This window comes from Modestobacter sp. NPDC049651, from assembly GCF_040659695.1.
GTDB lineage: Bacteria > Actinomycetota > Actinomycetes > Mycobacteriales > Geodermatophilaceae > Modestobacter.
In genome coordinates this window covers 1-24,506 of sequence record NZ_JBFAOG010000014.1, presented here as the reverse complement: position 1 = coordinate 24,506, position 24,506 = coordinate 1, and the positions used below count along the sequence as shown (strand labels likewise).

25 protein-coding genes and 1 tRNA gene are annotated in these 24,506 nt (G+C 74.4%); 15 read left to right on the top strand and 11 right to left on the bottom strand.

Annotated elements, in window-relative coordinates; all coding sequences use genetic code 11:
- Nucleotides 1-6: 6 nt before the first annotated feature.
- The 6 genes from AB0J00_RS17210 (at nucleotide 7) to AB0J00_RS17185 (ending at nucleotide 3,873) form a co-directional block, all read left to right on the top strand.
- Nucleotides 7-519: a DUF501 domain-containing protein gene (locus AB0J00_RS17210; protein WP_357746897.1), complete on the top strand. Its 513-nt coding sequence runs from the start codon at nucleotides 7-9 to the stop codon at nucleotides 517-519.
- Entirely contained in the window at nucleotides 516-1,442 is a 927-nt protein-coding gene (locus AB0J00_RS17205) for a Ppx/GppA phosphatase family protein (protein WP_357746894.1), read from the top strand. Before AB0J00_RS17210 ends, AB0J00_RS17205 begins: the two co-directional genes overlap by 4 nt.
- Complete coding sequence (locus AB0J00_RS17200; RefSeq protein ID WP_357746891.1) at nucleotides 1,442-2,203, top strand: uracil-DNA glycosylase; 762 nt, start codon at nucleotides 1,442-1,444, stop codon at nucleotides 2,201-2,203. Before AB0J00_RS17205 ends, AB0J00_RS17200 begins: the two co-directional genes overlap by 1 nt.
- A 16-nt stretch (nucleotides 2,204-2,219) precedes the next feature.
- A tRNA-Leu gene (locus AB0J00_RS17195) sits at nucleotides 2,220-2,293 on the top strand.
- Between the two features lie 43 nt (nucleotides 2,294-2,336).
- On the top strand, nucleotides 2,337-2,948 hold the full coding sequence (locus AB0J00_RS17190; RefSeq protein ID WP_357746888.1) for a TMEM175 family protein: 612 nt from the start codon (nucleotides 2,337-2,339) through the stop codon (nucleotides 2,946-2,948).
- A 106-nt stretch (nucleotides 2,949-3,054) separates the two neighbouring features.
- A complete protein-coding gene (locus AB0J00_RS17185; protein ID WP_357746885.1) occupies nucleotides 3,055-3,873 on the top strand; it encodes a Bax inhibitor-1/YccA family protein in 819 nt (272 codons plus the stop codon).
- Between the two features lie 77 nt (nucleotides 3,874-3,950).
- On the opposite strand, the gene AB0J00_RS17180 is transcribed toward AB0J00_RS17185, so the two are convergent.
- The 5 genes from AB0J00_RS17180 to AB0J00_RS17160 form a co-directional block, all read right to left on the bottom strand.
- Entirely contained in the window at nucleotides 3,951-5,171 is a 1,221-nt protein-coding gene (locus AB0J00_RS17180) for an acetyl-CoA C-acetyltransferase (protein ID WP_357746883.1), read from the bottom strand.
- A gap of 102 nt (nucleotides 5,172-5,273) precedes the next feature.
- The gene (locus AB0J00_RS17175; protein ID WP_357746880.1) at nucleotides 5,274-6,314 is read right to left on the bottom strand and encodes an SGNH/GDSL hydrolase family protein; all 1,041 of its coding nucleotides are present in this window, start codon (nucleotides 6,312-6,314) and stop codon (nucleotides 5,274-5,276) included.
- Nucleotides 6,315-6,427: 113 nt separating this feature from the next.
- The gene (locus AB0J00_RS17170; protein WP_357746877.1) at nucleotides 6,428-6,889 is read right to left on the bottom strand and encodes a GNAT family N-acetyltransferase; all 462 of its coding nucleotides are present in this window, start codon (nucleotides 6,887-6,889) and stop codon (nucleotides 6,428-6,430) included.
- A gap of 56 nt (nucleotides 6,890-6,945) precedes the next feature.
- Entirely contained in the window at nucleotides 6,946-8,940 is a 1,995-nt protein-coding gene (locus AB0J00_RS17165; protein ID WP_357746875.1) for a VWA domain-containing protein, read from the bottom strand.
- A 1-nt stretch (nucleotide 8,941) separates the two neighbouring features.
- The gene (locus AB0J00_RS17160) at nucleotides 8,942-10,429 is read right to left on the bottom strand and encodes a sigma 54-interacting transcriptional regulator (protein ID WP_357746872.1); all 1,488 of its coding nucleotides are present in this window, start codon (nucleotides 10,427-10,429) and stop codon (nucleotides 8,942-8,944) included.
- Between the two features lie 72 nt (nucleotides 10,430-10,501).
- Between AB0J00_RS17160 and ilvA the strand changes: the two genes are divergently transcribed.
- From ilvA to AB0J00_RS17140, 4 genes are all read left to right on the top strand, one after another.
- Nucleotides 10,502-11,728: a threonine ammonia-lyase gene (ilvA, locus tag AB0J00_RS17155; protein ID WP_357746869.1), complete on the top strand. Its 1,227-nt coding sequence runs from the start codon at nucleotides 10,502-10,504 to the stop codon at nucleotides 11,726-11,728.
- Between the two features lie 168 nt (nucleotides 11,729-11,896).
- Nucleotides 11,897-12,907 carry an ATP-binding cassette domain-containing protein gene (locus AB0J00_RS17150; RefSeq protein WP_357746867.1) on the top strand — a complete coding sequence of 337 codons (1,011 nt, stop codon included), beginning with the start codon at nucleotides 11,897-11,899 and terminating at the stop codon, nucleotides 12,905-12,907.
- On the top strand, nucleotides 12,904-13,707 hold the full coding sequence (locus AB0J00_RS17145) for an ABC transporter permease (protein WP_357746864.1): 804 nt from the start codon (nucleotides 12,904-12,906) through the stop codon (nucleotides 13,705-13,707). Before AB0J00_RS17150 ends, AB0J00_RS17145 begins: the two co-directional genes overlap by 4 nt.
- A gap of 70 nt (nucleotides 13,708-13,777) precedes the next feature.
- The gene (locus AB0J00_RS17140; protein ID WP_357746861.1) at nucleotides 13,778-15,850 is read left to right on the top strand and encodes a M3 family metallopeptidase; all 2,073 of its coding nucleotides are present in this window, start codon (nucleotides 13,778-13,780) and stop codon (nucleotides 15,848-15,850) included.
- 115 nt (nucleotides 15,851-15,965) lie between these two features.
- Here the strand turns inward: AB0J00_RS17140 and AB0J00_RS17135 are convergent, their stop codons facing one another.
- Nucleotides 15,966-16,298, bottom strand: coding sequence for an RNHCP domain-containing protein (locus AB0J00_RS17135; protein ID WP_357746860.1), 333 nt, complete (start codon nucleotides 16,296-16,298; stop codon nucleotides 15,966-15,968).
- Between the two features lie 8 nt (nucleotides 16,299-16,306).
- Nucleotides 16,307-16,813: a transcription elongation factor GreA gene (gene greA, locus AB0J00_RS17130; protein ID WP_357746858.1), complete on the bottom strand. Its 507-nt coding sequence runs from the start codon at nucleotides 16,811-16,813 to the stop codon at nucleotides 16,307-16,309.
- Nucleotides 16,814-17,061: 248 nt separating this feature from the next.
- On the opposite strand from greA, the gene mca reads away from it, so the two are divergent.
- Complete coding sequence (gene mca / locus AB0J00_RS17125; RefSeq protein ID WP_357746855.1) at nucleotides 17,062-17,949, top strand: mycothiol conjugate amidase Mca; 888 nt, start codon at nucleotides 17,062-17,064, stop codon at nucleotides 17,947-17,949.
- Entirely contained in the window at nucleotides 17,946-18,284 is a 339-nt protein-coding gene (locus AB0J00_RS17120) for a hypothetical protein (RefSeq protein ID WP_357746852.1), read from the top strand. Before mca ends, AB0J00_RS17120 begins: the two co-directional genes overlap by 4 nt.
- Nucleotides 18,285-18,329: 45 nt before the next feature.
- Here the strand turns inward: AB0J00_RS17120 and AB0J00_RS17115 are convergent, their stop codons facing one another.
- Nucleotides 18,330-18,908, bottom strand: coding sequence for a hypothetical protein (locus tag AB0J00_RS17115; RefSeq protein ID WP_357746850.1), 579 nt, complete (start codon nucleotides 18,906-18,908; stop codon nucleotides 18,330-18,332).
- Nucleotides 18,909-19,070: 162 nt separating this feature from the next.
- On the opposite strand from AB0J00_RS17115, the gene AB0J00_RS17110 reads away from it, so the two are divergent.
- The 3 genes from AB0J00_RS17110 to AB0J00_RS17100 all read left to right on the top strand — a co-directional run bounded on the left by AB0J00_RS17110 (nucleotide 19,071) and on the right by AB0J00_RS17100 (nucleotide 23,042).
- Complete coding sequence (locus AB0J00_RS17110; RefSeq protein WP_357746847.1) at nucleotides 19,071-19,472, top strand: hypothetical protein; 402 nt, start codon at nucleotides 19,071-19,073, stop codon at nucleotides 19,470-19,472.
- A gap of 154 nt (nucleotides 19,473-19,626) precedes the next feature.
- Nucleotides 19,627-21,465 carry a hypothetical protein gene (locus tag AB0J00_RS17105; protein ID WP_357746845.1) on the top strand — a complete coding sequence of 613 codons (1,839 nt, stop codon included), beginning with the start codon at nucleotides 19,627-19,629 and terminating at the stop codon, nucleotides 21,463-21,465.
- The gene (locus AB0J00_RS17100; protein ID WP_357746843.1) at nucleotides 21,462-23,042 is read left to right on the top strand and encodes an exonuclease domain-containing protein; all 1,581 of its coding nucleotides are present in this window, start codon (nucleotides 21,462-21,464) and stop codon (nucleotides 23,040-23,042) included. Before AB0J00_RS17105 ends, AB0J00_RS17100 begins: the two co-directional genes overlap by 4 nt.
- 48 nt (nucleotides 23,043-23,090) lie before the next feature.
- Here AB0J00_RS17100 and AB0J00_RS17095 read toward each other — a convergent pair whose 3' ends face one another.
- From AB0J00_RS17095 to AB0J00_RS17085, 3 genes are all read right to left on the bottom strand, one after another.
- Entirely contained in the window at nucleotides 23,091-23,699 is a 609-nt protein-coding gene (locus tag AB0J00_RS17095) for a hypothetical protein (RefSeq protein ID WP_357746841.1), read from the bottom strand.
- 311 nt (nucleotides 23,700-24,010) lie between these two features.
- Nucleotides 24,011-24,151 (bottom strand): hypothetical protein, encoded by a 141-nt coding sequence (locus AB0J00_RS17090; protein WP_357746838.1) that lies wholly within the window; start codon nucleotides 24,149-24,151, stop codon nucleotides 24,011-24,013.
- A gap of 157 nt (nucleotides 24,152-24,308) precedes the next feature.
- The coding region (locus AB0J00_RS17085) for a multicopper oxidase domain-containing protein (RefSeq protein WP_357746836.1) at nucleotides 24,309-24,506 on the bottom strand (198 nt) is incomplete at its 5' end.

The following is a 24,506-nucleotide window of genomic DNA, read 5'->3' as shown; positions in this document are numbered from 1 at the left end:
TCCCGGGTGAGCTCCACCCCCGTCACCCCTGAGGACCGGGCGGTCGTCGCGCGCCAGCTCGGCCGGCCGCCGCGGGCGCTGACCGGTGTCGCGCACCGCTGCCCCTGCGGCCAGCCCGACGTCGTCGAGACCTCGCCCCGGCTGGAGGACGGCACGCCGTTCCCGACGCTGTACTACCTGACCTGCCCGCGCGCCTCGGCCGCGGCCAGCCGGCTGGAGTCCGACGGCCGGATGAAGGAGTGGCAGGCCGAGCTCGGCACCGACGAGGAGCTGGCCGCCGGCTACCTCGCCGCGCACGAGAGCTACCTGGCCGAGCGCGACGCCAAGGACGTGCTGCCCACGCGCGCCACCGCCGGCGGCATGCCCGACCGGGTCAAGTGCCTGCACGCCCTCGCCGCGCACGCGCTGGCCGCGGGCCCCGGGGTCAACCCGATCGGTGACCGCGCGGTCGCCGGGATGGGGGAGTGGTGGGCCGCCGGCCCCTGCGCGCAGCCCGAGACCGGGGAGAGCGCCCGATGACCCGCGTCGCCGCCATCGACTGCGGCACCAACTCCATCCGCCTGCTCGTCGCCGACGTGCCCCCGGAGGGCCCGCACACCGACGTGCTGCGCCGGATGGAGGTCGTCCGGCTCGGCCAGGGCGTCGACGCCACCGGCCGGCTGGCCCCCGAGGCGATCGAGCGCACCCGCGTGGTGCTCGCCGAGTACACCGCGCAGCTGCGCGAGCTGGGCGCCGAGCGGGTGCGGATGGTCGCCACCAGCGCCAGCCGGGACGCCGCCAACCGGGAGGACTTCGAGTCGATGGTGGTCGCCACCCTCGGCCGGCTGCCCGACGTCGTCCCCGGCGACGAGGAGGCGGCGCTGTCCTACCTGGGCGCCACCGCGTCGCTGGCCGCCGGCGCCCGCGCGCCCTACCTGGTCGTCGACATCGGCGGCGGCTCCACGGAGTTCGTGCTCGGCGACGCCGGCGGGGTGCGGGCGGCCCGCTCGGTCGACGTCGGCTGCGTGCGGCTCACCGAGCGGCACCTGCACAGCGACCCGCCGCCGCCGGACGAGGTGCAGCGGGCCGAGGCCGACGTCCGCGCCGCGCTGGCGCTGGTCGCCGGGACGGTGCCGGTCCGCGAGGCGGTCACCCTGGTCGGGCTGGCCGGCTCGGTGACGACGGTCGCGGCGCTCGCGCTCGGGCTGCCCGAGTACGACGCCGACGTCATCCAGGGCTCCCGCATCCCGGTCGGCGCCGTCCGGTCGGTGACCGCGGGGCTGCTCACCGCCACCCGGGCGCAGCGGGCCGCGATGCCGGTGATGCACCCCGGCCGGGTCGACGTCATCGGTGCCGGGTCGCTGGTGTTGCGGGTGATCATGGACGCCCTCGACTTCGACGAGGTCGTGGTCAGCGAGCACGACATCCTCGACGGGATCGCGCTGCGGCTGGCGCGCGGCTAGTGGCCCGCGACGCCGACGGGTTCCCGGTCACCCGCACCGCCGCGGGCGTCCGCCGGGCCGCGGCCGGGGTCCGCGCGCTGCCGGTGCTCGACGAGTGGGTCTCCGGCTGCCGCGCCTGCCCGCGGCTGGTGGCCTGGCGGGAGGAGGTCGCCGTCGTCAAGCGCGCCTCGTTCCGCGACCAGGACTACTGGGGCCGGCCGGTTCCCGGGCTCGGGCCGGCCGACGCGCGGATCGCCGTCGTCGGGCTGGCGCCGGCCGCGCACGGCGGCAACCGCACCGGCCGGGTCTTCACCGGCGACCGCAGCGGCGACTGGATCTTCGCCGCGCTGTGGCGGGCCGGTCTGGCCAACCAGCCGACGTCGGTGAGCAAGGACGACGGCCTGGAGCTCACCGGCGTGCGGGTGTGCGCCGCCGTCCGCTGCGCCCCGCCGGCCAACGCGCCCACCCCGGAGGAGCGGGACACGTGCTCGCCGTGGCTGGCCCGCGAGCTGGCGCTCCTCCCGGACCTGCGGGTGGTCATGGTGCTCGGCGGCTTCGGCTGGACGGCGCTGTGGCCGGTGCTCGCCGCCGCCGGGTACGCGCTGCCCCGGCCGCGCCCCGCGTTCGGCCACGGCGTGGAGGTGACCCTGACCGGTCCGCGCGGGCCGCTGACCCTGGTGGGCAGCTACCACGTCAGCCAGCAGAACACGTTCACCGGGAAGCTCACCGAGCCGATGCTCGACGCCGTCCTCACGCGCGCCAAGGAGATCGCGGGGGACTGACTACCGTTCGCCTCGAGCCCTCGTAGCCCAATCGGCAGAGGCAGGCCCCTTAAAAGGGTCACAGTGTCGGTTCGAACCCGACCGGGGGCACGAGGGGCCCCGCCGCCCGGCGGGCGGTCCTACCGTGCCGCGCATGTCCACCGGGCGGATGGAAGCGTTCAGCGACGGCGTCCTGGCGATCGTCATCACGGTCATGGTGCTCGAACTGCCCCGGCCCGAGGGGACGACCTGGTCCGCCCTGCACGAGGCCTGGCCGGTCCTGCTGTCCTACCTGCTGAGCTTCGTCTACATCGGCATCTACTGGAGCAACCACCACCACCTGCTGCAGGCCACGCACCGGGTCAACGGCGGCATCCTCTGGGCCAACCTGCACCTGCTGTTCTGGCTGTCGCTGACGCCCTACACGACCGCGTGGCTGGGGGAGAACGACTTCGCTGCCACCCCCGCCGCCCTCTACGGCATCGTCCTGCTCGCCGCGGCGATCGCCTTCTACCTCCTGCAGCGGACCATCATCCGCGACCAGGGCCGCTCCTCCCTGGTGGCGGAGGCGGTCGGCCGGGACCGGAAGGGCAAACTGTCGCCGGCGCTCTACGCCGTGGGGATCGGGCTGTCGTTCGTGGAGCACTGGCTGGCGGTGGCGGCCTACGCGCTGGTGGCATTGGTCTGGCTGGTGCCCGACCGTCGGTACGAGCGGAGGCTCCAGGCCCGGGACGGCGAGGACGGGGGCGCCCGCCCGGTCGGGTGATCCGGGAGCGCCGCGGAACGCTCCGGGCCCGTGGGGCGTTGGAACCGGCAGCGTGGGGTGCGGAGTCGTGCCCCACGGTCCGACCAGTCACCTCGAGGAGATGACGATGCCCAGCAGCAACCCGGCGTTCAGCCGGGGGTTCCCGGCGGCCGGCAACGGCCAGTACGGCGGCTGGGGCTCCGGCCCGCAGCAGACGTACGGCGGGGCGCCCAGCCAGCACGACCAGTACTCCGCCCCGTCGCCCTACGCGGCGCGCGGCACCGCGTACATGACCATGGACGACGTCGTCCGCGCGACCGGCCTGAGCTTCCTGGTCACGGTGCTGTCCGCTGCCGCGACCTGGGTCCTGCTGCCGGAGTCGGTGGCCTGGGGCCTCGCGGTGCCGGCCATCCTCGTCGCCTTCGTGCTCGGCCTCGTGATGTCGTTCAAGCAGATCGCCAACCCGGCGGCGACGCTGTCCTACGGCGTCCTCTACGGCATCGCGCTGGGGGCCATCAGCGAGGCCTTCAACACCATCTACCCCGGCATCGTCATGCAGGCGCTCATCGGCACGTTCGGCGTCTTCGCCGGCATGCTGGTCGTCTACAAGACCGGTGCCGTCCGGGTCACCCCGAAGCTGACCCGCTGGGTCATCGGTGCCGCCGTCGGCGCGCTGGTGCTGCTGCTGGTCAACTTCCTGGTCGGCATCTTCACCTCCGGCGACCCGCTGGGTCTCCGGGACGGCGGGCCGGTCGCGATCGGCTTCAGCCTGCTGATGATCGGCATCGCGGCGTTCATGCTGCTGCTGGACTTCGACTCGGCCGATGAGGCGATCCGCCGCGGCGCCCCGCCGAAGTTCGCCTGGTACATCGCCTTCGGCCTGCTGCTCACGGTCATCTGGCTGTACATGGAGATCCTGCGGCTGCTCAGCTACCTCCGCGAGTGAGCTGACCCCCGCTCCGCACGCACCGTGGCCCGGTCCCCGTCAGGGGGCCGGGCCACGGTGCTGTCAGGAAGTGGAGGTCAGCTGAGGCGCTCGATGACCATCGCCATGCCCTGGCCGCCGCCGACGCACATGGTCTCCAGGCCGAACTGGCCGTCGCGGGTGCGCAGGCCGTTGATCAGCGTGCCGGTGATGCGGGCGCCGGTCATGCCGAACGGGTGGCCGACCGCGATGGCCCCGCCGTGCACGTTGAGCTTGTCGATCGGGATGTCCAGGTCGCGGTAGCTGGGGATGACCTGCGCGGCGAACGCCTCGTTGATCTCGACCAGGTCGATGTCGGAGATGCTCATCCCGGCCCGGGCCAGCGCCTGCTGGGTGGCCGCGACCGGGCCGTAGCCCATGATCTCCGGCGACAGCCCGGTCACCCCGGTGGAGACGATCCGCGCCAGCGGGGTGAGGCCGAGGTCCTGCGCCTTGCGGTCGCTCATCACGACCAGCGCGGCCGCGCCGTCGTTCAGCGGGCAGGCGTTGCCGGCGGTCACCCGGCCGTCGGGGCGGAAGACCGGCTTCAGCCCGGAGATGCCCTCGAGCGTGGTGCCGGCGCGGGGGCCGTCGTCGGCGCTGACCACCGTGCCGTCGGGCAGCGTCACCGGCGTGATCTCGCGGGCCCAGAAGCCGTCGGCGATCGCCTGCTCGGCCAGGTTCTGCGAGCGGACGGCGAACTCGTCCATCTCCTGCCGCGAGACGTCCTTGAGCAGGGCGAGGTTCTCCGCGGTCTGGCCCATCGCGATGTAGCCGTCCGGCAGCTCGCCGTCCTCGCGCGGGTCGCGCCACGTCTCCGCGCCGCTCTCGGCGGTCTTCGCCGTGCGCGCCTTGGCGGTGTCGAAGCGCGGGTTCTCGGTGTCCGGGATCGCGTCGGAGTTGCCCTTCACGAACCGCGACACCATCTCCACGCCCGCGGAGAGGAAGACGTCGCCCTCGCCGGCCTTGATCGCGTGGAACGCCATCCGGGTGGTCTGCAGCGACGAGGAGCAGTAGCGGGTGACCGTCGTCCCGGGCAGGTGGTCCATGCCCATGAGGACGGCGACGATGCGGGCCATGTTGAAGCCCTGCTCACCGCCGGGCAGGCCGCAGCCGAGCATGAGGTCGTCGATGTCGGTGGGGTCGAGCTGCGGCACCTGGTCCAGGGCGGCCCGCACGATGGTGGCGGTCAGGTCGTCGGGACGCAGGTCCTTGAGCGACCCCTTGAAGGCGCGGCCGATCGGCGAGCGGGCGGCGGCGACGATGACGGCTTCGGGCACGGGTCCTCCACGATGAGGCTGGCCACCGCCCTCGGGGACGGCGACGGGGTCGGAACTCCTGCGAACCTACCCCCGGGTAGCTCCCGGTCCCACCGACGACGGTCAGCCCGCCCGGCCCTGCTCCCGGGCGGCCTCCGCCTCGCGGGCGGACTCGACCGCGGCGTCCGGGCTGGGCATCTCCGGCGGCCGCCGGCGGCGCAGCCGCGCCCACGGGCCGCGCGGGCCGGCGTCCGAGCCGCGCACCTCGGTGGCCTGGACCTCGGTGCCGGTGCGCCCCGCCGCCCGGGCCGCCGCCTGCGCGACCGGCCGGACGGTGTCCCGGCGCATCCGCAGGCCGCGGTCGGCCGAGGCGGGCCACACGCCGAGGGCGTCGGCGACCGAGGGCAGCATGACCGCCGCGGCGGCGGCGTACCCCTCGGCCGAGGGGTGGAACTGGTCGCGGCTGAACAGCGTGTGGTCCTTCGCGAACGACGGGCCGAGCACGTCGCCGAGCGACACGGTGCGGCCGCCCTCGGCGACCACCGCGATCGTCTGCGCGGCGGCCAGCTGCCGGCTCCAGCGACGGGCCAGGAAGCGCAGCGGCTGGCTGATCGGCCGGATCGTGCCGAGGTCCGGGCAGGTGCCGACGACGACCTGGCAGCCGGCGCCGACCAGCCGGCGGACCGCCTCGGCCAGGTGCCGCACCGAGACGGCGGGCTTGGTCCGGCTGGTGACGTCGTTGGCGCCGATCATGATCATCGCGACGTCCGGCTGCTCCGCCAGCGCGCGCTCGACCTGCGCGTCGAGGGCCTTGGACTGCGAGCCGGTGACCGCGAGCCGGACCAGCCGGACGGGGCGCTCGGCGAGCTCGGCCAGGCCGGCGGCCACCAGCACGCCGGGCGTCTGGCTCGACTTCTCGACGCCGTGGCCGACCGCGCTGGAGTCGCCGAGCACGACGAAGACGAGCGGGGTGCCGCGGCCGCCGCCGTAGAGGCCGTCGCCGGTGGGCGGGTCGGCCTTGTGCTTGTTGGCCTCCACCCGCCGGCGGGCCAGCCGGGCCTCGCCGCGCACCAGGGTGACCAGTCCGGCGCCGGCCAGCCCGAGACCGCCACCGCCGTACATCGCCCCGGTGACCAGCCGTCGTGCCCTGCGCGCTCGCGTCACCGTCCGTGCCTCCTCCGACTCGCCGACGAGCCTCGTCCCGAGGCTAGCCACCGGGGGTGACACCACGGTGGACGCGGGGTGGCGCTCTCACCCCCGCGGACGAGGCGCCGGGATCAGCGGATCGGCAGCTCGATGAGCATGCCGCGGTGCAGCCCGACCGGGGTGAGCTCGTACTCGTCGGTGACGATGGAGAACCCGATCCGCTCGTAGAAGCCGACGGCGGCCTTGCGGGCGTCGCACCACACCAGGTCACCGCCCAGCGCCGCGATCCGGGTCAGCCCCTCGGCGACCAGCGCCCGGCCCGCGCCGAGCCCGCGCACCCGCTGGTCGGTGGCCATGCCGCGCAGCTGCCACGGGGCCTCCGCCGACCGCCACGGGCAGTCGCGGGGGTGGAAGCGGACGACGCCGACGATGTCGCCGTCCAGCACCGCCGCCAGGTGGATCGTGTACGGGGCGTCGTCCTCGTCGATCTCCACCGGGCGGCCCTGGCGCAGCTCCTGGGCGCGCAGCGGGTAGGTGGCCGCGGCGTCGACCCGCTCGATCGTGATGGTCCCCGGGGCCGCGTCGGTGCTCACGGCTCCATCCTCCCCGACGCGCCGCGGCGACCCGGCACCTGCCGGGTCGCCGCGGGTCAGCGCCGGCGCCCCCGGCGGGTCTGCAGGTAGTCGGCGACCACGTACTCGCCGAGCCGGTCGCTGCTGGGCGTGAACACCCGGCCGCCGGCCCGCTGGGTGATCTCGTGCACGAAGTCGACCAGCCCCGGCTCGGGGTCGAGGGCGAACACGTTGAGCGTGGCGCCGGACCGGGCCACCCGCTCGACCTCGGCGACGGTCCGGGCGATCGTCTCCGGCATCGGCGGCCAGCAGAAGTACGGCGTCCCGTCGTCCTCCAGGTGCGCGGTCGGCTCGCCGTCGGTGACCACCAGCACCACCGGCTCGGCGTCCCGGTGCCGGGCGAGGAACCGGCGGGCCAGCATCAGCCCGTGCTGCAGGTTGGTGCCCTGCAGCGTGTCGACGCTGAGCTCGGCGAGGGTCTCCGGGCGGAGCACCTGCGCGGTGGAGGAGAAGCCGATGATCTCGATGGCGTCCTGCGGGAACCGGGTGGTCACCAGCGAGTGCAGCGCCATCGCCGTCGACTTGGCCGCGCCCCACGTGCCGCGCAGCGCCATCGAGTAGGAGAGGTCCACCAGCAGCGCGACCGCGGCGCCGGTGCGGCGCTCGGTCTCGACGACCTCGAAGTCCTCGACGGCGATCCGCACCCGCTGCCGGCCGTCCGGGCGCGGCTCACCGGCCGTGCGCAGCACCGCGTTGCGCACGGTGCGGACGACGTCGAGCGGCTGCTCGTCGCCGAACCGCCATTCCCGCGAGCCGCCGGTGAGCTCCCCGGCCGCGCCGGCGTCGGTGACGTCGTGCTCGCCGCGGCCGGTGGCGTCCAGCTGGGCGAACACCCGGCGCAGCGCGGTGGCGCCGAGCCGGCGGACGGCCTTGGGGGAGAGCTCGAGCTTGCCCTCGCTGCGGTTGAGGTAGCCCTGCCGCTCGAGCGCGCGCTCCAGCTGGCGCAGCGCCTGCAGGTCGTCGACGGCCGGCCGGCCCAGCGCCTGCTCGAGCAGCTCCTCGTCGACGTCGGCCAGCGAGGCGCCGGCGTAGCCCTGCGACAGCTGCTGGCTCAGCGCCTCCAGGTCGGCCAGCTCGGCCACCGCGCTGGTGGCGTCGCCCATGCCGAGCGGCTGCTCGCCGTCGGGCACCGGGCCGCGCTGCCCCCAGCCGAGGTCCGGCCGGGCCTGGCGCAGCGCGTCGTTGAGGTGCGCCATCTCGCTCTGCAGCCCCAGGTCGCCCATCACCTGGTCCATCAGGCCCTGCAGCTCGGCCCGCTGGTCCGCCGACATCCCGGCGAGCATCCGCTCCTGCGCGGCGGCGCGACGGGCCAGCGAGTCGACCAGCTCGTCGACCGACTGCGGGTCGTCGGGGAAGAACTGCCCGTGCTCGGCCATGAAGTCGCGGAACTGCTGGTCGGTGTCCTCGCCGCGGTTGTGCGCGTCGAGCAGCGCGGACAGGTCGGCGACCATGTCCTTCACCGCCTGCATGGCGGCGCCGTCGCCGTCCTGCATCGCCTGGAGCGCCTGCTTCATGCCGGCGAAGGAGCTGTCGAGGACCTCCTGGCGGAGCAGGTCCTCGATCTGCCGGTAGGCGGCCTCGCCCTCAGGCGAGCGCCACTGGTGGTCCTTGAGCGCCCGGACGGCGCCCGCGGTGTCCTGCGGCAGCGCGTCCAGCTCGGCCTCGGCCAGCCGGGCGGCGTCGTCCGGATCGGGGAACAGCGCGCGCCGCTCGGCCTCCACCGCCTGGTCCAGCAGCTCCCGGACCTGCTCCAGCGTGCCGTCCATCCGCCCGGCCTGCCGGGCCTGGCGCAGCCGGTCGCGCACGTTGCGGCGCAGCTGGTCCAGGCCCCGGCGGCCGTCGATGCCGCGGCGGAGCAGGTCGCGCAGCGCCTCGCGCACGCCGCTGCCGGCGAGCACCTGGTCGCCGATCTCGTCGACGGCGGCCGCGACGTCGTAGGGCGGCGCGAGCGGGTCGGGCCCGCCCCGCCACCGCCCGTACCGGTAGCCCCTCGGGGGGCGCGCGGTGCTCACCTCAGGCCCCGTACACCGTGCGGCCGCCGTCGGTGTCCTTGGCCAGCCGGCGGGTGAGGTACAGCCCCTCGAGGGCGAACTCCACGGCCGCGGCCGCCTGCTCCGGCGACTCCTCGCCCTCGGGCACGCCGAGCCGGCCCAGCAGCTGCGCCAGGTTCGGCACCGTGCCGAGCTGGCCGAGCAGCTGCGCGGCCGGCACCAGGTCACCGGACTCGACGGTGTCACCGGAGGTGAAGTGCTCCTGCAGGCCGGTGAGGTCCAGCCCGCCGCAGCGGGCGCGGAAGGTCTGCGCGGTGGCCTGGCGCAGCAGGTGGGCCAGCACCTCCAGCTCCCGGTCGTCGTCCGGGTCGCTGCCGGCGTCGGCGAACTCGACCTTGCCCCGGCTCGCCGGGACGACGCTGGGCAGGTCGACCACCCGGGCGACCGGCCGCGGCTCCCCGGCGACCGCCGCGCGCCGGACGGCGGAGGCGGCGACGGTCTCCAGCCCGGCGATGGCGAACCGGGCGCTGACGCCGGACCGCTGGTCGACGTGGCTGGACTCGCGCACCAGCCGGGTGAACCGGGCGATGATCTCGACCAGGTGCTCGGGCACCACGGGGGCGTCCAGGCCGGCGCCCTCGTCGCGGCCGGCGCCGGTCCGGAGCCAGGTGGTCTGCGCCTCCTGGTGCAGCAGCCGGATCTCGTCGCGCAGCTCGATCGGGTAGTGCGTGCGCACCTCGGCGCCGAACCGGTCCTTGAGCGGGGTGATGATCCGCCCGCGGTTGGTGTAGTCCTCGGGGTTCGCGCTGGCCACCAGCAGCAGGTCCAGCGGCAGCCGCACCCGGTAGCCGCGGATCTGGATGTCGCGCTCCTCCAGCACGTTGAGCAGCGCCACCTGGATGCGCTCGGCCAGGTCGGGCAGCTCGTTGACGCTGAAGATGCCGCGGTTGGTGCGCGGCACCAGGCCGTAGTGCACGGTCTCCGGGTCGCCCAGGGTGCGGCCCTCGGCGACCTTGATCGGGTCGACGTCGCCGATCAGGTCGCCGACGCTGGTGTCCGGGGTGGCCAGCTTCTCGCCGAACCGCTCGCTGCGGTGCAGCCAGCCGACCGGGGCGGCGTCGCCGTGCTCGGCGACCTGCCGGTGGCCCCAGACGCTGATCGGGGCGAGCGGGTGCTCGTTGAGCTCGCTGCCGACCAGCACCGGCGTCCACTCGTCGAGCAGGCCGACGAGGGTGCGGATCAGCCGGGTCTTGCCCTGGCCGCGCTCGCCGAGCAGGACCAGGTCGTGGCCGGCGATGAGCGCCCGCTCGACCTCGGGCAGGACGGTGTCCTCGAAGCCGACGATGCCGGGGAGGGAGGGCTCGCCGGCGGCCAGCCGGGCGAGCAGGTTGTCGCGGATCTCGGCCTTGACGGGCCGGAAGGCGGCCCCGCTGGCGCGGAGCTCGCCGAGAGTCGTCGGAGCAGGGGGAGTCGGGACCTCGGCGGTCCCGAGCGGTGCGGCGTCCGTCACCTCAGCCACGGTACGACGGGGTGGTGACAGGTGGGTGTCCTCGCGCACGGCACGTGGGGGGAAGATCGTCCGGTGCCCGACGAGCAGCCGCCCCCACTGGTCAGCGGAGCGGACGTCGAGGCGGCGGCCGAGCTGCTCGGCGACGTCGTCCGGCGCACGCCGCTGGAGCACTCCCGCGCGCTCGCCGAGCGGGTCGGCGGACCGGTGTGGCTCAAGTGCGAGAACCTGCAGCGGGCCGGCTCGTTCAAGATCCGCGGCGCGTACACCCGGATCGCCCGGCTGACCGATGCCGAGCGCGCCCGCGGGGTGGTGGCGGCCAGCGCCGGCAACCACGCCCAGGGCGTCGCGCTGGCGGCCCGGCAGCTCGGCGCCGAGGCCACGGTGTTCATGCCGGTCAGCGCGCCGCTGCCGAAGGTGGCCGCGACTCGCGGGTACGGCGCCGACGTCCGGCTCGGCGGCCCGACCCTCACCGAGGCGCTCGCCGCGGCGCTCGCGCACGCGGAGGAGACCGGCAAGGTCTTCATCCACCCGTTCGACCACCCCGACGTGATCGCCGGGCAGGGCACGGTCGGCCTCGAGGTGCTCGAGCAGTGCCCGGACGTCGCGACGGTCGTCGTCTGCACCGGCGGTGGCGGGCTGGTGTCGGGCATCGCGGCGGCGGTGAAGGCCCGGCGTCCCAACGTCCGGGTGGTCGCCGTCCAGGCCGCCGCGGCGGCCGCCTTCCCGGCGTCGCTGGCCGCCGGCCACCCGGTGCCGCTGGCCTCGATGTCGACGATGGCCGACGGCATCGCGGTCGGCGCGCCCGGCGACCTCACCCTCGCGCACGTCGCGGGGCTGGTCGACGAGGTGCGCACGGTCACCGAGGGCGACCTGTCCCGGGCGCTGCTGTTCTGCCTGGAGCGCGCCAAGCTGGTCGTCGAGCCCGCCGGGGTCGCCGCGGTCGCCGCCGTGCTGGCCGACCCGGAGGCGTTCGCCCCGCCGGTGGTCGCCGTCGTCTCCGGCGGCAACATCGACCCGGTGCTGATGCTCAAGGTCGTGCAGCACGGCATGGCCGCCGCCGGCCGCTACCTGTCGCTGCGGGTGCAGGTCGTCGACCGCCCCGGCTCGCTGGCGGCGCTGCTGGGCGAGCTGGCCCGGCTGTCGGCGAACGTGCTGTCGGTCGAGCACGAGCGGACGACGCCGCAGCTGGACGTCGGCGAGGTCGAGATCTCCGTGGTGCTGGAGACCCGCGGCCCCGACCACGCCACCGAGGTGCTGGCCGCGCTGACCTCCGCCGGCTACGCGGTCCGCGGGGGCTGACCTGCCCGACCGATGAGTTCCCTCCCGGGCGCCGGTCTGGACCGGTGAGCCGCGCGGACCCCCGCGCGGTCACCGCACCGCGACGGAGGGTGAACACATGGACGGCGGGTCCCCGGGGCTCCGGAAAAGAGGTCGGTCCTGTCGGACCCCCGATCTACCTTCGCCGGCATGAGCAGCAACGCCGTCGTCGTCGAGGGGCTCATCAAGCGGTTCGGTGAGCACACCGCGCTCGGTGGGGTCGACCTCACCGTGTCCGAGGGCACCGTCCTCGGGCTGCTCGGCCCCAACGGGGCCGGCAAGACCACGATCGTCCGGGTGCTGAGCACGCTGCTGCGGCCCGACGGTGGCCGGGCGGAGGTGGTCGGGCTCGACGTGGTCACCCAGGCCGCCCAGGTGCGCTCGGCCATCGGCCTCACCGGCCAGTACGCCGCGGTCGACGAGTACCTCACCGGGCGGGAGAACCTGGAGATGGTCGGGCGGCTGTACCGGCTGGGCGGCCGCGAGGCGCGCGCCCGCGCCGACGCCCTGCTCGAGCGCTTCGAGCTGACCGAGGCAGCGCACCGCCCGGCGAAGACCTACTCCGGCGGCATGCGCCGCCGGCTGGACATCGCCGCCTCGCTCATCGCCCGGCCGCGGGTGCTGTTCCTCGACGAGCCCACCACCGGGCTCGACCCGCGCAGCCGGCTGGGCATGTGGGAGTTCATCGCCGACCTGGTGGGGGAGGGGACGACGATCCTGCTCACCACCCAGTACCTGGAGGAGGCCGACCGGCTGGCCGACCGCATGGTGGTCATCGACCGCGGCCGGGTGATCGCGCGCGGCACCGCCGACGAGCTGAAGGGCCAGGTCGGCGGTGAGCGGCTGGAGCTGACCGTGGCGACGGTCGGCGACCTCGCCGTCGCCACCCAGGTGCTGGGCCCGCTGGCGGCCAACGACGACCCGCGCGCCGACGAGCAGACCCGGCGGCTCAGCCTGCCGGTCACCGGCGGCACGCAGACGCTCGCCGAGGCGCTGCGCCGGCTGGACGACGCCCGGGTGGACGTGCTCGACATCGGGCTGCGGCGCCCCGACCTGGACGACGTCTTCCTCGCCCTCACCGGGCACGCGGCGGAGGACGCCGCGGGCCCCGGTCAACCAGCCGACGAGCAGGTCGGCGCGAGCAGCGGAGGTACCCGATGAGCGCCCTGGCCGTGGCGGTGTCGGACAGCCTGACCATCACCCGCCGGAACCTGATCAAGGTCAAGCGGGTGCCCGACCTGATCGTGTTCGCGACCCTGTCGCCGATCATGTTCGTGCTGCTGTTCCGCTACGTGTTCGGCAGTGCCATCCCGGTGCAGGGCATCAGCTACGCGGAGTTCCTGCTGCCGGGCATCTTCGCCCAGACGGTGGTCTTCGGGAGCACCATCACCGGCGCCAGCATCGCCGAGGACCTGCAGAAGGGCCTCATCGACCGGTTCCGGTCGCTGCCGATGGCCCGGTCGGCGGTGCTGGTCGGTCGCACGGTCGCCGACCTGGGGCTCAACGTGCTGACCATCGTGGTGATGGCGCTCACCGGGCTGGCGGTGGGGTGGCGGATCCACTCGTCGGTGGGTGAGGCGGCGGCGGGGTTCCTGCTCCTGCTGCTGTTCGCCTTCGCGATCTCGTGGGTGATGGCGCTGGTCGGCCTGACGGTGCGCACGCCGGAGGTGGTCAACAACGCGAGCTTCATCGTGATCTTCCCGCTCACGTTCATCGCCAACACCTTCGTGCCGACCAACAACTTCCCCAGCGTGCTGAAGACGATCGCGGACTGGAACCCGGTGTCGGCGGTGGTGCAGGCGGCGCGGGACCTGTTCGGCAACACCGCGCCGTCGCTGCAGGCCTCCGACGCCTGGGCGATGCAGCACCCGGTGCCCTACGTGCTGCTGTGGGTCGTCGTCCTCCTCGCGGTGTTCGTGCCGCTGTCGGTGCGGAAGTACCTGGGCACGGCCAGCCGCTAGCTGCGTCGCGGCCGCCGCCCGGGGGAACTGCCCGGGCGGTGGCCGGGGCCGGGGGTCAGGATGGGCGGCGATGAGCACGCCTGCCCCGGAACCCGTGACCCTGTCCGACACCAACCCGCTGGCGCAGCCCTCGCCGTTGCCGTTCGGGCTGCCGCCGTTCGCCGACACCACCCTCGACCACCTGCGCGAGGCGCTGCTGGCGGGGATGGCCGAGCAGCGGGTCGAGGTCGCCGCGATCGTCGGCGACCCGGCCGAGCCGACGTTCGACAACACGATCGTCGCCCTGGAGCGCTCGGGCCGGCTGCTGGACCGCGCCGAGCGGGTGTTCTACAACGTCGCCGCGGCCACCGCCTCGGACCGGTCCCGGGAGATCGAGCGGGAGATCGCCCCGCTGGCCGCCGCGCACGCCGACGCCCTCCGGCTGGACCCCGCGCTGTTCGCCCGCGTCGACGCCGTGCACCGGCAGCGCGCCGACCTCGGCCTGGACCCCGAGCAGCTGCGGCTGGTCGAGCGCTACCACCTGGACTTCGTGCTCGCCGGCGCCGCGCTCGACGACGCGGGCCGCGACCGGCTGCGGGAGATCAACCTGCGGCTGTCGGAGCTGTCGACCACCTTCGGTCAGCACCTGCAGCTGGCCACCGAGGCCGCCGCGGTGCTGGTCACCGACGCCGCTGAGCTCGACGGCCTGTCCCCGGCCGAGGTGCAGGCGGCCGCCGGCGCCGCCGCCGAGCGCGGGCACGAGGGGTCCTACCTGCTGACCCTGTCGCTGTTCAGCATGCAGCCGGCGCTGGCCAAGCTGCGCGACCGCGACCTGCGCCGCCGGCTGTACGAGGCGTCGGTGACCCGGGCGTCGTCCGGCGAGCACGACAACGGCCCGGTCGCCGCCGAGATCGCCCACCTGCGGGCGGTGCGCGCGCGGCTGCTCGGCTTCGACACCCACGCCGACCTCGTCGCCGCCGACCAGACGGCGAAGACCTCCACCGCGGTCGACGCGCTGCTCGGCGAGCTGGTCGGCCCGGCGGTCGCGAACGCGAAGGCGGAGGGGGCGCAGCTGGCCGAGCTCGCCGCGGCCGACGGCATCGAGCTGGCCGCCTGGGACTGGTCGTACTACAGCGAGCGGGTGCGGGCCGAGCGGTACGCCGTCGACACCAGCGCGCTGCGGCCGTGGTTCGAGCTGGACCGGGTCCTGGTCGACGGCGTCTTCCGTGCCGCGGAGCTGCTGTACGGGTACACGTTCACCCCGCGGCCCGACCTCGTCGGCTACCACCCCGACACCCGGGTGTGGGAGGTCGCCGGTGCGGACGGCGCGCCCGTCGGCCTCTACCTCGGCGACTACTTCGCCCGCGAGGGCAAGCGCGGCGGCGCGTGGATGAGCTCGTTCGTCGACCAGTCCGAGCTGCTGGGCACCCACCCGGTGGTGTTCAACAACTGCAACTTCGTCAAGCCCGCCGCCGGCCAGCCCGCGCTGCTCACCCTCGACGAGGTCACCACGCTGTTCCACGAGTTCGGCCACGCGCTGCACGGGCTGTTCTCGTCGGTCACCTACCCGCGGTTCTCCGGCACCAGCGTGCCGCGGGACTTCGTCGAGTACCCGAGCCAGGTCAACGAGATGTGGATGCTCTGGCCGGAGGTGCTCAGCGGCTACGCCCGGCACGTCGAGACCGGGGAGCCGCTGCCGGCCGAGACGGTGCAGGCCATCGAGGCAGCCGCGCTGTGGGGTGAGGGGTTCGCGACGCTGGAGTACCTGGCGGCGACGCTGCTGGACCAGGCCTGGCACCGGATCAGCCCGGACACCGTGGTCGAGGACCCGCAGGCGTTCGAGGCCCGGGCGCTGGCCGACGCCGGGGTGGCCTACGACCTGGTGCCGCCGCGCTACCGGACGACGTACTTCCAGCACGTCTTCGCCGGGGGGTACTCGGCCGGCTACTACTCCTACATCTGGTCGGAGGTGCTCGACGCCGACACCGTGGAGTGGTTCAAGGAGAACGGCGGGCTGCGCCGGGAGAACGGCGACGTCTTCCGCGACCGGCTGCTCTCGCGCGGCGGTGCGGTCGACCCGCTGGGTGCGTTCCGCGCCGTCCGCGGCCGCGACGCCGACACCCAGCCGTTGCTCCGCCGCCGCGGGCTGACGCCGACCGCCTGACCCGCTCCCCAGCGACGATCAGGTGACCTGATCAGAAGCTGTCCCCCTGCACCGGCGTTGGTGCAGTGGGACGCCCTTTGATCAGGTCACCTGATCATCGCCCGCGGACTGCGGGTCACAGCCAGGGGAGGGCGAGCACCAGGTCCAGGTCGTCGGGGGCCTCGCCGTCCCGGACCAGCCGGTTGGGCTGGCGGTGGCCGCACGCGGTGCAGCGGTGGACCACCTGCCAGCCCTTGCCCGACTTCTCCACCAGCCCGATCGGCTCCATCGGCTGCCGGCAGGTGCTGGCCCGGTCGCCGGGCAGGTCGTCGACGTGCAGCGACCACAGGCACCACGGGCAGTGGTTGCGGTAGTGGCCGTCGGTGTTGGCCGGGACCGGGGCGGTGCAGTGCACGCAGGCGAACGAGGTGTTCTCCGCCCGCCGCGACCGGGCGCGGGTGCCGCCCACCGGACCGGTCAGGGGACGAACGGCTCGACGGCGAGGACCTTCACGGAGATCTCCTTGCCGTTGGGTGCCGTGTAGGTGACCGTCTGGCCCGGCTCCGCGCCGACGATCGCCGCGCCGAGGGCCGACTCGGGGGAGTAGACCGCCAGCTCGGTGGTGCCGGCGATCTCCCGGGAGCCCAGCAGGAACTTCTCGGTGTCGTCCTCGTCGCCGTCGAAGGCGATGGTGATGACCGTGCCGAGCGCGGCGTTGGTGGCGGTGGTCGGGGCCTCGCCGACGCGCGCCTTGCGGAGCAGGTCGGTGAGCTGCCGGATGCGGCCCTCCTGCTTGCCCTGCTCCTCGCGGGCCGCGTGGTAGCCGCCGTTCTCCTTGAGGTCGCCCTCTTCCCGGCGGTCGTTGATCTCCTTGGCCATGGCGGGGCGGTTCGCCACCAGCTGGTCGAGCTCGGCCTTCAGCCGGTCGTGGGCTTCCTGGGTCAGCCAGACGCCCTGGTCGTGCTCGTCAGTCGGGGTGGACACGGTGACTCCCAGTGCTGTGGTCGTGGCCCTCGGTGTCGATGACGGCCGTCGGTCAATCCGAGCAACCTAACACCGGAACTCGCGCTGGTGCAGACGTCGCCGCGGCGGGCGCCGGCCGCGCGGACGTTGCCGGGCTCACGTCGGTCCGGGGCGCCGGGAGGGGGACAATGGCGCAGGCGGCGCGCCTGCGCGACCGCCCCAGGGAGCTGAGCACCGCCGGGCACCGGCGGGCGCAACGAGGAGAACACGTGACCGAACCGGACCAGTTGCGGCTGCTCGCGGTCCACGCACACCCCGACGACGAGTCCAGCAAGGGCGCGGCCACGATGGCCAAGTACGTCGCCGAGGGGGTGCGCGTGCTGGTGGCCACCTGCACCGGCGGCGAGCGCGGCTCGGTGCTGAACCCCGCCATGGACCGCCCCGAGGTCTGGGAGCGGATGGCGGAGATCCGCACCGAGGAGATGGCGCGGGCCCGCGAGATCCTCGGCGTCGAGCAGGAGTTCCTCGGCTTCGTCGACTCCGGCCTGCCCGAGGGCGACCCGCTGCCGCCGCTGCCCGAGGGCTGCTTCGCGCTGGTGCCGATCGAGGAGGCGGCCGCCCCGCTGGTGGAGCTGATCCGCCGGTTCAAGCCGCAGGTGATGACCACCTACGACGAGCGCGGCGGCTACCCGCACCCCGACCACATCAAGACCCACGAGATCTCGATGTACGCCTTCGAGGCCGCGGCCGACCCCGACCGCCACCCCGAGCTCGGGGAGCCCTGGCAGGTCAGCAAGGTCTACTACCACATGAGCTTCACCCTGCCCCGGACCAAGGCGCTGCACGAGGCGGTCCTGGCCACCGGCAAGGAGTCGCCCTACACCGAGTGGCTGGAGAACTGGGACGCGGAGAAGGACATCTCCCACCGGGTCACCACCCAGGTGCCCTGCGCCGAGTACTTCCCGGTCCGGGACGCCGCGCTGATCGCGCACGCCACCCAGATCGACCCGACGGGCCGCTGGTTCTCCGTGCCGCTGGACGTGCAGACCGAGGCCTGGCCGACCGAGGACTACGAGCTGGCCCGGTCGCTGGTCGACACGACCACCCCGGAGGACGACCTGTTCGCCGGCGTCCGCAGCCAGGTCGGCGTCCGATGAACGGGCTGGCGCTGCTGGCCGCCGCGGCGCCCGCGACCACCGGCGGGCTCGACCAGCCGGCCGAGGACGTCGGCACCGCGAGCCCGGTGGGCCTGGCGCTGGTCGTCGTCCTGCTGATCGCGATCGCGCTGCTGGTCCGGTCGATGGGCAAGCACCTCAAGAAGCTGCCGGCCAGCTTCGACCCGGCCGACCAGCCGGTGCAGGTGCCCGACACCCCGGCCGAGCTGTTCGACGACGACGACGCGCGCAAGCCCGGCGACGACCTGCTGGACGTGCTGCGCCGCGCGCCGCGGGCGATCGAGCCGCCCCCGGCGGACGGCGGCCCGCGGGGCTGACCCCGCCGGGCTCCGGGCGGCGGGACCGCCCGGAGCCCAGCCACCTCACCAGCGGTGCGCGACGTCGACGACGAGCATCGACCCGCCGCCGGTGCGCGGCAGCACGAACGCCCGGAACGGCAGCCGGGCCCGCACGCCCGCCCCGACCGTGGTCAGCCCCTCGAACGAGCCGGCCCAGGCGACCTGGCGCAGCGTCCGGAAGCCGGTCACCGGCACGAGTTCCCGCCGGTCGGCCGGCCGGTAGGTGGGCACCCCGGCCCCGGTGTGGTCGGAGACGCCGGCGACCACCTCGAGGAACGCCCCGCCCCGCAGCGGGACGACCGCCCCGCTGCCGTCGGCGACCACCCGCGGCACGTACGCGACGTGCCAGGACGTGCCCAGCGACGGCCCCCGCGTGTCCAGCACCAGCCGGTCGTAGCAGGGGTGCTGACCGGCTCGGACGTTCGTGAGCACCGCGCCGGCCGCCGGGGGCACGGGGCTGACGCCCTTCGCCTGGGAGCCCCAGGTGATGCCGCAGTACGGCGCTGCGGCGGCCGCCGGTCCGGCCGGCCCGATGAGGCCGGCCGCGGCGGCGAGGAGGACGAGCAGGACGGCGGTCAGGGTCCTGCGCGGAGAGACGGTCATGACGGTTCCCCCCTTCCGGCGGCACCACGCCGTGCCGCCCGGACGTCCAGGTTCCTGCGGCGCCGACCGGCCGGACCGGGGTCGAAGGACCCCTCTGGAGGGGTTCCAGAGATCGCGCGCGAGCAGGCATCGCGCCGGCGTCCGGGGGGTGCCATCCTCGGAGTGAGACGAGCGGGCGAGCTCGGCGAGGGGGACGGCATGCGGCTCTTCGACTTCTCCGAACCGGTGGGCCGCGGCGCGGCCGTGCTGGACGACGCGGTGCACGGCTGGCACGACCTGGTCGACCTCGACGCGCTGGACCTGCGGTGCGGGCACTCCTGCGTGCTCGGCCAGCTCGGCGCCCGCAGGTTCGGCCTCACCGAGGAGCCCTACGCGCAGACGGTCGCGCTGCTGCACCTGGAGCTGCAGACCGTGCGGCTCGGTTTCAACCTCGCCGTCCCGCGGCCGTTCGCCTGGTCGGCGCTGCGCCGGGCGTGGGTGCAGGAGGTCACCCGGCGGCGGGCGCACGGCGCGCCGGCCCGGCAGGCCGACTACGAGCTGGTCGCCGGCGCCACCTCCGGCTGAGTACGGCTAATGAGGGTGATCTTGTCCTGCTAACCATTTAGGTTCCTCGCCGCCGTGCCGATGGGCAGGCGACGAGGGAGGTGCTGTGCCGGGAGGCCGGAAGCCGCAACTGGACCCGATGGTGTGTCCGAACCCGTTCCACGCCGGGTCGAAGGTGAAGGGGAACGGGACCTACCGCGCTGCGTCAGGACTTCGGCGGAACTACCGCTGCACCCCGAAGGGGGACAAGCCGCACGACTTCGCGGTCGTCATCGCGGTCGAGGACGACGACGCGCCGGTCCCGGCGTACCTGCCTCCGCCGCCCTGCCCGGTGCACGGGAAGGCGGCGAGGCGGGCGCGCAACGGCACCTACCAGCGGCCGGGGCAGCCGGTGCGTCGGCAGCGGTATCGCTGCTGGCCGCACACGCCCGACCCGGACTTCCCGAGGGGCTTCCACAACTACACGCCGCCGCTGCCACGAGAGCACGTGCACACCGGCGAGAGCCACTGCCAGGAGTGCGAGGAGCGGCGCAACGTCCACCACGGCGACCAGACCGTCGCCCGCCGGCAGTCGTGGAACCTGCGCGTGGTGGCCGAAGGGCTCGAGAAGCTCGCCTCCGGCGCCGACACGTACTCGTCGGTGGGTCGGTGGGCGTGGCAGGCCACCGGTCGGTCGCGGAGCCGCCCCGCCAAGCTGTCCGAGGCCGAGCGGGAGCGAAGGGCGAAGGCCGCCGCGTGGCAGAAGGCCGTCCGGGCCGCCGAGGCCGCCGGCAAGCGGCGGCCGGCCAAGCCGAAGGGGCTCTTGCTGGACCCGCTGCCGTCCGCGCCGGCGGTGCGCCGTCGCCGCCGGGACGCCGACGGCCGGGAGCTGCCGGCCCGCCGAACCCCGTCGGCGCGCAGCGCCGAGGCCCGCAACCGCTGGCACGTCGCAGCCGACTGGGTGGAGCTGTACGCCCCGGTGCTGTGGCAGCCGCTGCACGAGCGGCTACTGGCGGCTGAGGCTGCCGAGCACGCCCACCGTGCGGCGATGACCGACGTGGAGCGGGCCGCCGACGGCCGCCCGCAGGTGCTGTTGCTCGACGACACCCCCGTCAACAGCAGGGCCGCCTTCGACGGTCGCGCGACGCTGCGGTCCCGGCGGGAGTACTTCGTGCTGGGCGCGGCGACGATCGACTGGCCGGCACGCACGACCGAGGGGCCGCCACCGACCCCGGACGACCGGCACACCCGGCTGCGGCTGCTGCGCGCCTACCCGTCCAACGAGGCCACCGGGTGGCGGCTGCTGTTCGACGAGCTCGGCTTCATCCCCGGGGAGCGCGAGCCGGAGTTCATCTTGGCCGACGCCGGCACCGGGCTGCGCCGAGGCATCGACGACTACTTCCGCACGGCCGTCCTCGTGCCGTCGCTGTTCCACATCCACGAGGCGCTCACCGAGGCGCTGGTGAAGCAGACACCGGGCGCGGTGGTGCTCACCGACGCAGGCAAGGCGCTGCACCCCGAGCTGGCCTCGCACCTGAGCTGGCTGACCGGCGAGCGGCTGCGGTCGCTGACCGGGGCGCAGTGGTCGGCGTGGTGGGACGACTTCGAGGTGCTGCTGGACCGGCTGAACCTGCCGCCGGAGAAGCTGGCCGAGCGCCGCGACAGCTACGAACCGACGGTCGCCGCCGCGCTGCCGGCGCTGCGCGCGAACCCCGGCGTGCCGGTGTCCACCGGCGGCTTCGAGACGCTGCTGCGCAGCACGGTGAAGGCGGTGCTCACCGGGCGCGGCCACGGGTTCGCCAACATCGAGCGGACGAACAACCTCTTCGACCTGGTGGTGTGCCGCAACCGCGGGGTGTTCGCCCAGCGCAGCACGGTCATCGCCCAGCTGCGCGCGGAGACGAAGGCGCACGACGGCTGGGCGGCCGCGCCGCGAGATGTGGCCGACCCCCAGCCGCCGGCACCGGCGACGTACTCCTCGCTGCGGGACAAGGACCTGCTCGACCGGCTCGACCGCTCGCGGGGGGCCGCGTGAGCGTCTACCGCCCCGAGGTCGCGTTCGCCGCGCTGACCCACCGGGTGCGCTTCGTCGTGCTCGACGTCGAGACCACCCCGTCCGACGGCGGCGACCGCATCGTGTCGGTCGGCGTCGCCCAGCTGACCGGGCGCGGCCCGGTGGGCACGCCGGTCGAGTGGCGCTGCAACCCCGGCGTCCGCATCGAGAACACCCGCATCCACCGGATCACCGACGCCGCCGTCGCCGACGAGGAGTCGTTCAGCGCCCGCCTCGACGACCTCGCCGGGCTGCTCACCGCCGCACCCGGCGAGCGGGTGGTGCTGGTCGCCCACAACGCGTCCTTCGACGTCGGCGTGCTGCACCTGGAACACCAGCGGGCCGGCCGCACGCTGCCCGACGTCGAAGTGCTCGACACCCTGGCCCTGGCCCGCCACCTCAAGCTCGGCACCGGCCGCTACCGCCTGACCGACGTGCTCACCCACTTCGGGCTGAGCGTCACCGACCACCACAACGCGCTGGCCGACGCCACCGACACTGCCGCCGTCCTCACCCGGTTGCTGCACGCCGCCGCCCGCCAGGACCACACCGACCTGACCGTCCTACTGGCCGCCGCCCAGCCCGACCGGCCCAGGGCCAGCGCCTACCCGGCCCGGCCAGACCACCGCACCACCCGGGCCGGAGCGGGCTCGCCGTTCACCTTCATCGACCGGCCGACCAGCCACCAGGCCACCCACAAGGCGCTGCCGAAGAACCCGACCGACGCCGACCTCGACGCGTGGCTGGTCGGGCTGCGCGAGTGCATCGCCCTGCGCTGCCCGCTGCTCACCGACAAGGCCGCGCGGCTCCGGTTCCGCCCCCAGCGCGTCATCGACGAGCTGCTGCACGACTTCGTTGGCCACCTCGCCGCCGGCAGCACCGTCGATGCGACGACGACGCTCGGCGCGCTCACCGTCGTCGTCGCCCGACACCTGCCCGCGACCGAGGCCGCCGCTTTCCACGACCAGTGGAGCACTCGGTTCCGCGCTGTCAGCCGGTGCGCCTCCGGGGTCACGCCGTTCGACGCCTGCCACGAGTGCCGCGCCGACCGCACCTGCCCCGCCGACAGCTGGCCGCACGCCATCGCGGTCGCGCTCACCAACGCGCAGCGCAACCTGAACTGGAAGACCGCCCGCCCGTGGCTCGGCCCCACCGGCCGCCTTGCCCAGCACGCCACCGAACGGCCGGCGGTCGCCGCGCACGCCGCCTGGCTCGTGGTGAACAACCTCAGCGAGAGCCGCCCGGATGACGCCGACGACCTCGCTACCCTGGCTGACCTCCTCGGGCTGGTCGACCCCCGGCTCGTACACCGCCGCGCCCGCGCAACGGCTGACGCCGGCGACTTCGCCGCCGCCCTCAGCCTGCTGACCGCCAGCCTGGCCGCACGCAACGGCAGCAGCGACCGGGCCTGGGCCGACCTCGCCGCCTACGGGGACGCGCTCGCCGCGCGGCACGCCGCTGCCAAACGGCTCCGGCCCGCGCGGGCCCACCGCCGCGGGCACACCGCACCGGCGACTCGTCCCGTCCGTCGCCGGTTCACGGCCTCACCGTTGCCCTGACCGTGCCGCCGTGGACCGCACGGCGTCACAGGCAGCAGCCGACGGTGGTCAGTGCTGTGCGGCCGTCTCCACCACGTTCAGCACGACCGTGCCGAGCACGAGCACGGCGTTGACGGCAAGGGTTCCGAGGTAGGCGCGGACCCGCAGCTTCGACGTCACGGTGTCCTGCTGCCACGCCGCCAGCTGACCGGTGTCCCGAAGTCCGCCGATGGCGGCCTCGATGCGCCGCGCCGCGCGGACCGACCGGGGGTAGTGGAGGAGAACTCCCAGCAACGACGAGCCGTAGGCGACGCTGCCGATGCGCCGGCCGGACACCACCCGAAGGCGCAGCCCGTCATCGTGCTCGACCTGCACCAGCTCGCTGACGGGCACCCGGCGCAAGAGGAGCAGGTTGATCACGTCGATGAAGCCGGCGGGGTCCACAACCAGCCGACAAGTCCCGAGCAGGCACATCACCGTCGCCACCAGGCACATCGCCGGCAGGACGTTGAGCAGGTTGCTGGCGTCATTGGGCGGGCTGGCCAGGAACCCCCACGAGAACACGAACACACCAATCAGGGCGCACGCGGCGAACACAGACAGGCTGGGGTTGTAGCCGACGATGCGCCGCCGCGACCGGGGCGTCGCCGTTGCCACGTCCTGGGCTGGTGTCGTCACCGTCGGGGCTCCCGTTCGCTCGACCGCAACGCCACGGTGGGGCTGCGTCACTACCCCCATCGGCACGAACGCCCGACGGCTCAAGTCGGCGTCCGTACCCGGCGTTCCGCGGTCACCGTGCTGGCCGCCCCCGCAGCCGCAGTCGTGCCGGTTCGGCGCGCCTCCCCGCCGTCCGCCAGAACCGCCCGTAGACCCGATGCCGTCCCGGCGGCCGCACTGCCGAGTTAGCAGGATTTCTCACCCTCATTAGCCGTACTCACCTCCGGCTGACCGCGGCGTCCGGCAGGGCGCGGACGGCGGGTGCGCTGCGCTCACTCCCCGTCCCAGCAGGCGAAGACCCCGGCGGCCAGCAGCCGGGCGAGATCGGCCCGCCGTTCGTGGGTGGCGCCCAGGTCGTCGGGCAGACCGGTCGCGTCGACGTGCAGGAGCATGTTGTCCTTGACGGCGACCACCGTGCCGGCCAGGTCGGACCAGGCCGCGCTGCCCAGCCCGGGTTCGGCATCGGTGGCGTGCCACTCGGCCCTGGCCCGCGCCAGGTCGTCCGCTGCCGCGGCGTCGCTCGGCGCGACCTGGACGGAGAGGACGAGCAGGCCCAGGGGCAGCGGCTCCTCACGAGCGGGCCTCGATCACGGCCATCATCCCCTGGTCCTCGTGATCGAGGATGTGGCAGTGGTAGACGGTGCGTCCGCCGACGTCGGCGAACGCGACCCGCACGACGGTCTGCCCGAGCGCGGGGACGTTGACGACGTCGCGCCACTGGACGCCGTCGACCACCTGGTTCCCCACCGAGAGCACCTGCACCGGCCA